We start from the raw sequence: 10,575 nt of genomic DNA, 5'->3' as shown, positions 1-10,575 counted from the left end.
GTATTCGCCCACAAGCGTACATTTAAATGATAGAGCGTCTTCCCATTTTTTTCCACTCATCTGCCCTTCGAGTAAAATTTTACACATACAAAAAATGCGATTCTTGAAAAGAAACCGGAAATCCAGGGGCTCCTCTATAACCCGGACTACGGATCTATCCGAAGGTAACTCGCCATTACCGACAAAATTTGAGCAGATGATTGAAAGCCTCTCATCCCTCATCACCAGCGACGACCTGCAAACCATCCAAATTGAATCGGCAAACCTAGTTTATTATTATCTTGAGACGATTGTGGATTTAAGACGCTTGTACGATGAAATCGTTCCCCAATTTGAACGTTTGGCCAAAACCCCTGGTTAGTGGAAAATGCTGTTCGCCAGAGGAGAAGCACTGAATAAACTTGAAGATGTTTTGTCCGATTTAATGAAAGGCAATGTTATTATTGCCCATCGATCGTGGAAGGGGCAGGTGGTTTCGATTCCTCTCGCCGAGATCAAAACAAGAACGGTTGAAAAACCGACGATTGAGAAAGTGTTTCTGGGGGCGAAGGAAAGTTTTGTTGAGGATCTGGATTCGAACGTTGGATTGTTTCGGCGGTGGATTAAGGACGTCAATCTGACTGTGACCTATTTTACCGCAGGCGAACGTTCAAAAAGCAAGGTGGCACTAGTTTATTTGCGTGATGTGGCAAATCCGGATTGGGTCAAGGAAATTTCAACGAATCTCAAAAAAATACATATTGACCGCATCGTCGGACACAAGGACTTGATGGAACTGATCATTTGCAGAAATCAAACGGTATTTCCGCTGTATGAACTTACTGAAGTTCCCGTCCGCGTGTCTACTTCCTGAATCAGGGAAGAATCGCGATTTTACTCGAAGGATCACCATTTGCCGCTCTTTTGCCAACCGTGATGGTCAATATGATGCAAGCGGCAGAGTACCTCAACCAGGGGAGCATTATTCCTCTGTTTGTTCGTTTGATCCGTTTGGTCTCTTTATTGTTGGCCTTATACGCCCCTTCTTTATTTGTAGCTCTGTTATCTGTCAATACGGGAATAATCCCCGAAAATCTGGGTCTCGTTATCGCTAGTGACCGAGCAACGGTCCCCTATCCGTTCTTGGTTGAAGTCCTCGCCTTGTTTGTTTTGCTGGACATTTTTTTGGAATCCACCGCATTTGTGCCAGGGGTGATCGGTCCCGCTCTAAATATCGTCGGTAGTCTGGTCATTGGCCAAGCTGCCGCCCAAGCACATCTGGTTAGCCGTACCAGCATCAACGTAAATTAATATTCACCTACAATTGGTGGTTCTAAGCTAGTGATTTTATTGGTCTTACCGTTTTAAAAAACTGCGCTCTGCCAGGCTACTTTGATTCTGGCAGAGCGTTTTTATCTTAATGCTGATTTGAAAGACAAACATTAAAAACGGGCATTACCAAGCGTTCATGCCGCCTTTAACATTAGTTACTTTTTCAAACCCGTTTTGCTTGAGGATTTTACAAGCTCTCGCACTTCTCATTCCGCTTTGACAGATGACAACGACCTCTTTATCTTTTGACAGTTGATTGACCTTTTGAGGCAATTGATGGAGTGGAATGTTCTTAAATTCACGAATGTGCCGGCTTTTATATTCGCCCGGCGTGCGCACATCAATAAATTGTTTGTTTTTATCTTTTAGTTGGTTTTTTAATTCACTTGCCGTGATGGTTTGGACACCTTTTACCCCACCAAAACGCCTTAATACTAACCACAGGACCACAGCTATAATGACAATGTAAAAAAGCCAATTAGGCATACTCATCACCCCATATAATTTTATATTGAATATTTGGCTCCATATTTTAATGGCGACCATAACAACTAAACCAGCAAAAATCCACTTTAGTAGAGAAGGCTTAAGCTTTTGGCCAAGTTTAGCCCCTAGAGGCGATGCGACAAGACTTGCTATTATGACAATAAGTGATGGGAGAAAAGCAATTTGGTGTGAGAAAAGTTTTCCACTAACTGTTCCGATGGAAGCAATAAAGGTGACAGCTAGAGATGTTGCTACAGTTACCCGTATAGGTATACCAAGGACGGAAATCATAATGGGTACAAGTAAAAAAGCGCCACCAGCCCCTACAATACCTGCACTTAAGCCGACTAAAAACGATAAAACGGCGGCTAGCGGTTTATTATAGCGAAACGATGCTTCCTCCTCGTTTTTTCCCGACCGTTTTGGAAGAAACATGAGAATGACGGCGATTAAAGCCAGCACCCCATATATGACATTCACCATATTCTCCGTGAGGTATCGGGAACCGAAACCGCCGACCAAGCTGCCCGTTAAAACACTGCTGCCCATCACCAAAATGATGGTCTTATTTAAATAACCACCTTTACGGTAAGCCAATACGCCACTTAACGTCGCGAAAAAAACTTGAACCGCCACAATCCCAGAAACTTCATGGGCAGAAAAAGATGGTAGACCAAATAGCGGCGGAATAAATAAAATTAAGGGGTAATTAATGATGGCACCGCCAACACCAAGCATCCCGGAAAGAAACGACCCAATGAAACCGAGGAAAAATAATAAAAGGATGAATAAAAAAGACATACTCTCCCCTTCTTTTAAAAGGTAGGGTGCAAAAAACTGCACCCTTAACCTTTTTTAATCCAAAACTTAAGGATGTTACCTTCTTCGGTCTGCTTTACAAGCTGGTGTCCGCTCGCCTTAGCCCATGCCGGCATATCGTTTTTCGCCTCTTTATCTGTGACATGGACTTCCAATATGTCACCAGATTGCAAGTCATCGATTGCCTTTTTTGCTTTCACAACAGGCATAGGGCAAGATAGTCCTTTAGCATCTAAGATTTTTTCAGATTCCACTGTCACCCCTCCCCTTTATTACTCATGTACAGCGCAACGGTTCGGGCCAATTTCCATCTCACGTTGTTCATCCAAGTCAGGCGTGAGTTTACCCATGTTCACCTGTCGAATGTCTTGATAAGCATGAGGTTGTGGTGGAAGATTTTCTGTCACCATCCTGCGGAAAGTCTCCTCGTCTTTCACTTGCAAACCTTCGTTCACCTCATAAAGTGTACCGAGATTGGCTTTAACCGCACCGTCTTCTCCCATTTCGCGAATATGTGAAAAGTGGGCAGGGAGGACAATGAGATCATCTGACAGATTTTTATATTTGTTGTAAAGTGTCTCGCGCAAATCGGATACCCAGTCTTCAGCCTTTCCCGCCAAATCCGGACGACCGATCGATTCAACAAATAAAATATCTCCGGTTAATAAATATTTGTCATCAATGATAAGCGACGTGCTTCCAATGGTATGACCAGGTGAATAAATCGGGTGAACATTAATTGTCGAATGGCCGACAACAATATCATGACCTTCTTCTAATGGCTCATATTGATACGTCACTTCCGTCGCATCTTTCGGCGGGAGATAATACGTTGCCCCAGTTGCTAAAGCGAGCGCCCTGCCTCCGGAAATATGGTCGGCATGGAGGTGTGTATCAATAATTGATTTGATGGTAAGATTATTCTTCTTCGCAAAGTTTTCATAAACATCGATCATCCGTGCAGCATCGACAACTGCCGCTTCACCATCAGATACAACCATATAACTCAAACAACCTTTACCTAAGCGGATGAATTGATAAAGGCTTCCGCCATTTGGAAGATCGGCAATTTTTACTGGTTCCAAATATTCACTCCATGCTTTCATGCCACCTTCCAGCGAGAAGACTTGATCAAATCCTTTTTCCACGATTTGTTCGCCAACAAATTCGGAGGATCCGCCTTTCGCACAGACGACAAGGATGGGCGCCTCTTTTGGGAGATCTTCTAAAATCCCATCAACGCCGTCTAATAAATGAAAGTACGGGACATTAATAATGTCTATCCCTTTTCCTTCGATTTTCCAATCATCAAATTCGTCAGTATTTCTCACATCGAGGATAAATAACTTCTCCCCGTTAATAACAACTTGTGCTAATTCTTGTGGTGTCATTTTCTTTAAAGCCATGCTGTAAACCGCCTCCCTTAAAAGCTTAGAGTGATATTGGCATCCTTGGCGTATTCGATGAAGGTCGCCGCACCGCCTACTTCAATCCCGTCAATAAAATCCTCTTTTTTGAGATTCATGACATCCATGGTCATTTGACAGGCAATGAGTTTTACGCCAAGGTCTTTGGCTATCTCTATGAGTTCTTCAATGGAAGGAACATTTGCTTTTTGAAAACCTTCTTGAAAATGTTCGCGGCCTTCAGGTATAGGCAAATTTTTATGGCCTTCTTTATGAATCAGGTTCAATCCTTCAAACGTAAAGAAAATACCCACTTCGGCATTTGAAGCAGCCGCTGCTGTGGCAATATTAAACACCTTATAAGCGTCAAATAATCCACCATTTGCCGCAATAATCGCTACTTTTGTCATTTATATACCTCCATTTATTAAAGTGTTTATTTTTCAACAGGTCCGTCCCATTCTGACATCCCTGGAATGACATTCAAGACTTTTTTAAACCCTTTTTCGGAAAGTAATTGGCAGACCAAATCGCTTCGATGACCCGAACGGCATATAACATAGACCGGAAGATTAGGGTCTATTTCTTTCAGCCGATTCTCCAATTCGCCTAAGGGTATATGTTTGGCACTGGGAATATGACCAAAGGCATATTCGGCTGGTTCCCTTACATCTAAGATAGTCATCTCTTCCTGATTTTCAATTTTTTCTTTCAAAGAGCGATGGTCGATTGTAAAGGGGTGTTTAGCTTCCGATTTCGTTTCTTTTGCGGAGGCTTTACGCAAATAATGTTTTAGTACCTCTCCGTCTTCAAGCGTACCAAGATACTGATGCCCGACATTTTTTGCCCACGCCTGGATATCCGCTGTGGAACCTTTGTCGGTTGCCCGAACTTCGATCACTTGCCCCGGCTCGAGCGCATCCATTGCTTTTTTTGTTTTAACTATCGGCATAGGACAGGAGAGCCCCTGAGCATCCAATACCTGGTTAACCTTTATTTCCATGTTTACGAATCACCTCAATCAACAACCATTGATTTCCCGTATTTGGCTTCCCAGCTAATCATACCGCCTACCATGTTTTTAACCTTAAAACCTTTTGTCAACATGATTTGGCAGGCTTTAGTGCTCCGTGCCCCAGAGCGGCACACCATGATATGTTCAGTTTCTTTGTCCAATTCATTTAAACGGTTCTCAAGCTCACCTAACGGGATATGTTTAGCCCTTGGAATCATCCCTTGTGCCACTTCATCATCTTCCCGTACATCAATGACGCTTATCGTTTCACCATTTGTTATTTTTTTATAAAGTTCTTCAGGAAGAATTTGTTGGATCACGTTTGTCACCACCTTTCTAGAAAAGCCATGAACGAGCACTTCTGCATACCCCATAGGGTATACACACATTTAAAAAATGCTGTTAAATACCCAACGGGGTATATAATAACGCGCGACCAAAGTCATGTCAAGGGGCTCTTTTTTCAGGCTGTTCTTTTTAAACACAAAAAGTTCCTTACAAGACGGTGCACGCCCCTTAAATAAAGCGCCTTTTAGATTTAACATTGTTGAAGATTCACTTACTTTTAACAAGGAGTTGAACGGCTTCTTGAATAATATCTTCTGTCCCTTCCCCTTTTTCGATTTGAGCACGAATACACTGTTCTAAATTCGTACTGACAACAAGGGCAATGGTTTTATCAATGGCACTTCGGACCGCAGCCATTTGGGGGACGATGTCCTTACAGTCCTTTTCCTCTTCCATCATTCTTAAAATCCCGCGTACTTGTCCTTCTATTCTTTTCATACGATTTTTGATTTTAGTATCATACTGCATACGAATCCCCACTTTATTTTTATTGCAAGGCTACTATATACGCATGGGGGTAGACCCGTCAAGCACTTGGCCCCCCCAATTTTTAAACGCTTTTTTCAATGGAAGTAATGAGGCGCTTTTCAATATCGGCTGCAATATTTTTCAAGCCTTCATCTTCAACCAAATTGATAAGTGCCGTCGGTTTAGGCATACCTACCTTGACTTGTCTATCTTTTTCTTCGTAGACAACAATTTTACAAGGCAAAAAATAGCTAACCAAAGGATTAGCGCTTAACACACGATGGGCCTCTTTAGGGTTACAGACCTCTAAAACCCTATACTGACCGTCAAGTTCGAAGCCTTTAGCAGCGAGTTTTTCATTAATATTAAATTCCCATTGGACGCCAAACGCCTCTTCCTTTAAACTTTCGCTGACGGACTTAATCGTTTCTTCTAAATTTTTAGATGAATTGACGGTATAATGAAACATTGCGTCGTTCCTCCTTTATTTTTCAAGCATGGACATTTTTAAAGCATAAATGCCTTCGTTAATCTTCCGTTTTTCAACATAAAAACCTTGGCCTTCAAAAACCGCTTTGAGTTTGTCAGAAGGAATTCTTACCGAAAGCGGTGGTCCCTCATTCATGTCAACGGCTTCCCAATCTAAAATAAGAAGTTTCCCATTAGGCCTTAAGATTCTTCTCATTTCTTGAATGGCCTTCTCTAAATCCGAAATCTCATGCATAACAAGGGAACTAAAAATTTTATCGACGGCTTGGTTAGCAATGGCCATTTCGGTTAAATCAGAAACAATTGGACGAATCGTCGTGACACCTTCCTGACTCGCATAAGCTTTAAGCCCGTCAAGCATTTTCGGCTCTATATCGACGGCATAAACCGTCGTTTCAGTTTTTTGAGCTATGGGAATGGTAAAAAACCCGTTACCGGAACCGAGGTCCGCAACAATATCCCCTTTTTTCAGCTCGAGGAGGGCTAATATTTGATCCGGTGGTAATTTTTCTTTTCTTTCAGGATTGAGCAAGAGACTCGCTTTCTCAGGGTCAAACCGATGATGGCTCATTAACTAGACATCCTTTCGTATAGAATGTGAATAATCCGCCTGCCAACATGAACAAAACAGACATCCATTGGTCGTTTGTTAAATATAGAAACGTAATGGGTTGGCTGTTTAAGTGAGATATGAGCATCGTCCCAAATCCTCAGTAAAACATGAGGTTTGTAAAATAACGACCATTACCAAAAGCATCATGCCTTTTCCAAAGAATAAAAGCCAATATTAAAATTAACAAACAATAATACAGGTTAATGGGGTGGTATGACTGCGTACCATCATTTATGGAGATTCCCCAAGGCAAGGAAGTTTTATCCCCGAAAATCGGGAAAAAAAGGTTTTTGACAAACGTTATAATGAAAAAACCAACAGCGGCGATGTCGGCTAATTTTCCGATGCCGAAGGAATGCCGCTTTTTCATCACCATGACATACATCATTGCCGCTAAAAGCCCCGTTACCCATTCTCTTGTACCGCCATTTGCTTGTAGAAATAATAAGGGATTTTTCAAATACATCCCTGGATCGAAAAAAAAGCCGCCAAATCGATAAAAAAATAATGTGATTAAAATCATATAACTTAAGAGGGATAAGAGTTGGCGATCTTGTTTCCGTAAAATGAGGTAGGCTAATAAAAAACCTAATCCATAAACGAGAACAGCTTTATTAATCGCTAAACCCCCTAACATGATCGATTGCGCCATATCATTCACCCAAACCAGAATGGTTTAAATATTGATATAACTTATACTGGCTAATATACCCAATATGACGGTCAAGAATTACCCCATCTTTAGAAATAAGGAATGTGGTAGGGATCGTTGTCACCCAATATCTCTGACTTACTGTGCCATCTCGATCTAATAAAACGGGAAACGTCAACCCATACTTCTTAGAAAAATCCCGAACATCTTTTAAACGGTCACTTTTCGTGACATTCACGGCATAAAGATTGATTTTTTCTTTATTTTTATTGTAAAATGCCGCTAGTTCAGGAGCTTCACTTCGACACGGTGGACACCATGATGCCCAAAAATTGACAATCACAGGTTTCTTCATATCTGCGCCCAAGGTAAATGTCTGGGTGTTTTGTAAATCCTCTAAAGAAAAAGGCGGTGCTGTAAAATTCGGTAATGGAGCCGATTCTTCTTTTTCAACCGAATCAATTGGCTTGTGTGTATTCATCCACACAGTGACTAGAAAGCTTAATAGGAAAGCCACCGCCATGAAACCTCTTTCTTTTGTTGTTTTTGTTTTTTTAATTTTACAGCCCGCCATTGGCATAACCCCTTCATCAATGTGAAACATTTTTCCTATAACAAGCGGTCATTGGATGATGAAGTGTCCATTAAAAGTGCGTCGGCACTAAAAGAGATCTTTTAATTGTGTTTCCAAATATTCTTTGGGCATGTAACCGACAAGTTGTTTTACCGGCTGACCTTCTTTAAAGACGATCATCGTCGGGATACTCATAATCCCAAATGCGGCAGCCGTCTGCGGATTTTGGTCAACATCCAACTTGGCAACAGTAATCCGTCCTTCATAATCCGCCGCCAATTCTTCTAGGACCGGGGCCATCATTTTACAGGGGCCACACCACGTTGCCCAAAAGTCCACTAATACGAATTTTTCATTTTGAATAACGTTTGTAAAACTTGTATCGTCTACATTAACAATAGCCATTTAAATACCCTCCGTTTTTCAATGATCAAAACAACCGATGAACCCAACGATACAGAACATAAGCCATTCCTGCCAGGAACAGTATCTTTTTGGAAAATCAAAGGGACTGCCAAACCTTTTTAACTTGATCCCAAAGCTTTTTCATACTCACCCCCGCTTTCCCTACCCATTATACCCTATGGGGTATGAAGATGCAACTGCATTACCCTGCAAGGATGATGTATAGATTAAAATCCTGTAAAACCGCCAAACAATTGCGTTAAATAGGAAGAAAGTTTACTCATCCAGTCAAAATATAAGAATACACCAACCACAATCATTAAGGCCCCGCCAACTTTCGTTAATTTAAGATGGTATTTTTTGATCCCGTTGAACCGCCCAATAAAAAAGGCGAAGATCACAAATGGTACGGCAAAACCTAAAACATAAAACAACATATAAATGAGCCCTTGTCCTGGGTGAGTCACACCAAGTGCAATGACACTGGCTAGAATCGGGCCTGTACATGGCGTCCACCCTGCTGCTGTTCCAATTCCAATTAAAATAGAGCCAACATAGCCGGATAGCCGCTCTCTAAAGGTGATTTTCCGGTCCTTCAACAAAAATGCCGGTTTAAAAAAGCCAAGAACGACTAAACCAAAGAAAATAATCAAGATGGCACCCACTTGACGAATAACGGCATTATACTTAAAAAAGAGATTTCCCACCGCGGAAGTTGATAAACCTAACGCCAAAAAGATGATCGAAAACCCGAGGAGGAAAAAGAATGTGTGAAGAAAAGCCCTTTTTTTAATGAAACCATTGTTTTCTTTAAGTTCATCGACCGAAACGCCTGTGATGTATGACAAAAAAACGGGATAAAGCGGCAGTGAACAAGGTGAAATAAAAGATAAAAACCCTGCGCCGAACGCTAGAAATACCGTTAAATCCATTGATTTTTCACCTTCTGTCGTCTAATTCGATGGAACGATTCTCACTTTTTTATCGATTTGAATGGCGTCCTTGACGGATTGCGCCATTGCGCAATTTTTCATTGCTACATCCAGCGCCTTTTTTACTTTTTCTTCATTTAATGCACGGCCATATATGACATATGTCAGTTCCATTTTTTTCACAATATTGACTTGTCCGCCACTGCGCGTCACCTTTGCTTCAATCTCAATATGGTCAACGTCGAGACGCATTTTTTTCATGACTTTACGTAGAACGCCACCTGAACAACCTGCAATCGAGGAGACAAGCAACTGGAAGGGGCGGAATCCATATTCTGATTCGCTTGAAATATTCAAAGTCCCATATTCAAAATCACTTGAGAAGCCTTTCTCAGTCATTTTATATTTCATGATTTTTCTACCTCTTTTCTTTTCAAAAATCTTCATCAACTTGAAACATATAACCAAGTCCTCTTACGGTTATGATTCTCGTTGGGGAAGACGGGCGCTTCTCAATTTTTTCTCGTAATTTTTTAATGTGAACGTCAATTGTCCGATCATACACATGCTTTTCATTCAATGGATAGAGGCGTTCAATAAGTTGCTGCCTTGTTAGTACCTGATTGGGATTTTTCATTAAAAAATATAATAGGCGATATTCTGTTTTTGTAAGTTGTAGTTTTTTCCCCTCCAACCAAACTTCCCTTTTTCTTTGCTTTAATGTCAGACCGAAATAACTGATTTTCAGACAATGCTCGCCCGCCCGGCGAATGACAGTCCGAATCCTTGCCATCAATTCTTCCGGGTCAAAAGGTTTTGTTACAAAGTCATCCGCTCCTAACCTTAACCCTTCAATTATCTCTTTTTTCTCCGATATAGCAGAAATAAATATGATCGGCATATCGCTTTTCCATTTTGTTCTGATTTCATGACATAAGCTATTGCCATCAAGCTTTGGTAAATGCTGTTCAAGGAGCATTCCTGTAATGAAGGAAATTTGAGGTTTGCACAAAAAAGAGCCCCCCTGGTATGATACGAGGTGTCCAGAGCTTCAAAA

General features: G+C 41.3%; 18 protein-coding genes and 1 pseudogene. 3 read left to right on the top strand and 16 right to left on the bottom strand.

What is annotated here, in order from left to right; all coding sequences use genetic code 11:
- The 3 genes from IC21_RS17210 to IC21_RS17525 all read left to right on the top strand — a co-directional run.
- A partial coding sequence (locus IC21_RS17210) for a hypothetical protein (protein WP_235801102.1) occupies positions 1-361 on the top strand: 361 nt, incomplete at its 5' end.
- Positions 362-367: 6 nt separating this feature from the next.
- Positions 368-853, top strand: coding sequence for a spore germination protein (locus tag IC21_RS17530; protein ID WP_029142909.1), 486 nt, complete (start codon positions 368-370; stop codon positions 851-853).
- A gap of 50 nt (positions 854-903) precedes the next feature.
- Positions 904-1,290, top strand: coding sequence for a spore germination protein (locus tag IC21_RS17525; protein ID WP_073193879.1), 387 nt, complete (start codon positions 904-906; stop codon positions 1,288-1,290).
- A gap of 144 nt (positions 1,291-1,434) precedes the next feature.
- On the opposite strand, the gene IC21_RS17200 is transcribed toward IC21_RS17525, so the two are convergent.
- From IC21_RS17200 to IC21_RS04190, 16 genes and pseudogenes are all read right to left on the bottom strand, one after another.
- Entirely contained in the window at positions 1,435-1,797 is a 363-nt protein-coding gene (locus IC21_RS17200; RefSeq protein WP_168940111.1) for a rhodanese-like domain-containing protein, read from the bottom strand.
- A 30-nt stretch (positions 1,798-1,827) separates the two neighbouring features.
- Positions 1,828-2,598 (bottom strand): annotated as a pseudogene (locus tag IC21_RS04260) (sulfite exporter TauE/SafE family protein); the annotation flags it as partial.
- Positions 2,599-2,642: 44 nt separating this feature from the next.
- Positions 2,643-2,870: a sulfurtransferase TusA family protein gene (locus IC21_RS04255; protein ID WP_029142912.1), complete on the bottom strand. Its 228-nt coding sequence runs from the start codon at positions 2,868-2,870 to the stop codon at positions 2,643-2,645.
- A gap of 18 nt (positions 2,871-2,888) precedes the next feature.
- Positions 2,889-4,022, bottom strand: a complete 1,134-nt coding sequence (locus IC21_RS04250) for an MBL fold metallo-hydrolase (RefSeq protein ID WP_029142913.1) — start codon at positions 4,020-4,022, stop codon at positions 2,889-2,891.
- 17 nt (positions 4,023-4,039) lie between these two features.
- Positions 4,040-4,432, bottom strand: a complete 393-nt coding sequence (locus tag IC21_RS04245; protein ID WP_029142914.1) for a DsrE/DsrF/DrsH-like family protein — start codon at positions 4,430-4,432, stop codon at positions 4,040-4,042.
- A 26-nt stretch (positions 4,433-4,458) separates the two neighbouring features.
- Complete coding sequence (locus IC21_RS04240) at positions 4,459-5,025, bottom strand: sulfurtransferase TusA family protein (RefSeq protein ID WP_029142915.1); 567 nt, start codon at positions 5,023-5,025, stop codon at positions 4,459-4,461.
- A gap of 14 nt (positions 5,026-5,039) precedes the next feature.
- Complete coding sequence (locus IC21_RS04235; RefSeq protein ID WP_029142916.1) at positions 5,040-5,354, bottom strand: rhodanese-like domain-containing protein; 315 nt, start codon at positions 5,352-5,354, stop codon at positions 5,040-5,042.
- 238 nt (positions 5,355-5,592) lie between these two features.
- Positions 5,593-5,853: a metal-sensitive transcriptional regulator gene (locus tag IC21_RS04230; RefSeq protein ID WP_029142917.1), complete on the bottom strand. Its 261-nt coding sequence runs from the start codon at positions 5,851-5,853 to the stop codon at positions 5,593-5,595.
- An 82-nt stretch (positions 5,854-5,935) separates the two neighbouring features.
- Positions 5,936-6,322 (bottom strand): DUF302 domain-containing protein, encoded by a 387-nt coding sequence (locus IC21_RS04225; RefSeq protein WP_029142918.1) that lies wholly within the window; start codon positions 6,320-6,322, stop codon positions 5,936-5,938.
- Positions 6,323-6,337: 15 nt separating this feature from the next.
- Complete coding sequence (locus IC21_RS04220; protein WP_029142919.1) at positions 6,338-6,913, bottom strand: class I SAM-dependent methyltransferase; 576 nt, start codon at positions 6,911-6,913, stop codon at positions 6,338-6,340.
- 139 nt (positions 6,914-7,052) lie between these two features.
- Positions 7,053-7,607, bottom strand: coding sequence for a prolipoprotein diacylglyceryl transferase family protein (locus IC21_RS04215; RefSeq protein ID WP_029142920.1), 555 nt, complete (start codon positions 7,605-7,607; stop codon positions 7,053-7,055).
- A 1-nt stretch (position 7,608) separates the two neighbouring features.
- A complete protein-coding gene (locus tag IC21_RS15830) occupies positions 7,609-8,181 on the bottom strand; it encodes a TlpA family protein disulfide reductase (protein ID WP_029142921.1) in 573 nt (190 codons plus the stop codon).
- 87 nt (positions 8,182-8,268) lie between these two features.
- Positions 8,269-8,586 (bottom strand): thioredoxin, encoded by a 318-nt coding sequence (trxA, locus tag IC21_RS04205; protein WP_029142922.1) that lies wholly within the window; start codon positions 8,584-8,586, stop codon positions 8,269-8,271.
- A 227-nt stretch (positions 8,587-8,813) separates the two neighbouring features.
- Positions 8,814-9,518, bottom strand: coding sequence for a cytochrome c biogenesis CcdA family protein (locus IC21_RS04200; RefSeq protein WP_029142923.1), 705 nt, complete (start codon positions 9,516-9,518; stop codon positions 8,814-8,816).
- Positions 9,519-9,539: 21 nt separating this feature from the next.
- Positions 9,540-9,929 (bottom strand): OsmC family protein, encoded by a 390-nt coding sequence (locus IC21_RS04195; RefSeq protein WP_029142924.1) that lies wholly within the window; start codon positions 9,927-9,929, stop codon positions 9,540-9,542.
- A gap of 22 nt (positions 9,930-9,951) precedes the next feature.
- Complete coding sequence (locus IC21_RS04190; protein ID WP_050996483.1) at positions 9,952-10,530, bottom strand: response regulator transcription factor; 579 nt, start codon at positions 10,528-10,530, stop codon at positions 9,952-9,954.
- Positions 10,531-10,575: the final 45 nt, after the last annotated feature.

The sequence above is a fragment of the Heyndrickxia coagulans DSM 1 = ATCC 7050 genome (assembly GCF_000290615.1).
GTDB classification, from domain to species: Bacteria; Bacillota; Bacilli; order Bacillales; family Bacillaceae_C; genus Weizmannia; species Weizmannia coagulans.
This window is presented reverse-complemented; position numbering and strand designations above follow the sequence as displayed.

Bases quoted from the DNA above. Each gene is read 5' to 3' on its own strand.
- IC21_RS15830 (WP_029142921.1), bottom strand. From the start codon at position 8,181: ATGGCGGGCTGTAAAATTAAAAAAACAAAAACAACAAAAGAAAGAGGT.
- IC21_RS04195 (WP_029142924.1), bottom strand. From the start codon at position 9,929: ATGAAATATAAAATGACTGAGAAAGGCTTCTCAAGTGATTTTGAATAT.
- IC21_RS04245 (WP_029142914.1), bottom strand. From the start codon at position 4,432: ATGACAAAAGTAGCGATTATTGCGGCAAATGGTGGATTATTTGACGCT.
- IC21_RS04215 (WP_029142920.1), bottom strand. From the start codon at position 7,607: ATGGCGCAATCGATCATGTTAGGGGGTTTAGCGATTAATAAAGCTGTT.
- IC21_RS04200 (WP_029142923.1), bottom strand. From the start codon at position 9,518: ATGGATTTAACGGTATTTCTAGCGTTCGGCGCAGGGTTTTTATCTTTT.
- IC21_RS04220 (WP_029142919.1), bottom strand. From the start codon at position 6,913: ATGAGCCATCATCGGTTTGACCCTGAGAAAGCGAGTCTCTTGCTCAAT.
- IC21_RS04240 (WP_029142915.1), bottom strand. From the start codon at position 5,025: ATGGAAATAAAGGTTAACCAGGTATTGGATGCTCAGGGGCTCTCCTGT.
- trxA (WP_029142922.1), bottom strand. From the start codon at position 8,586: ATGGCTATTGTTAATGTAGACGATACAAGTTTTACAAACGTTATTCAA.
- IC21_RS17200 (WP_168940111.1), bottom strand. From the start codon at position 1,797: ATGCCTAATTGGCTTTTTTACATTGTCATTATAGCTGTGGTCCTGTGG.
- IC21_RS04225 (WP_029142918.1), bottom strand. From the start codon at position 6,322: ATGTTTCATTATACCGTCAATTCATCTAAAAATTTAGAAGAAACGATT.
- IC21_RS04230 (WP_029142917.1), bottom strand. From the start codon at position 5,853: ATGCAGTATGATACTAAAATCAAAAATCGTATGAAAAGAATAGAAGGA.
- IC21_RS17530 (WP_029142909.1), top strand. From the start codon at position 368: ATGCTGTTCGCCAGAGGAGAAGCACTGAATAAACTTGAAGATGTTTTG.
- IC21_RS04250 (WP_029142913.1), bottom strand. From the start codon at position 4,022: ATGGCTTTAAAGAAAATGACACCACAAGAATTAGCACAAGTTGTTATT.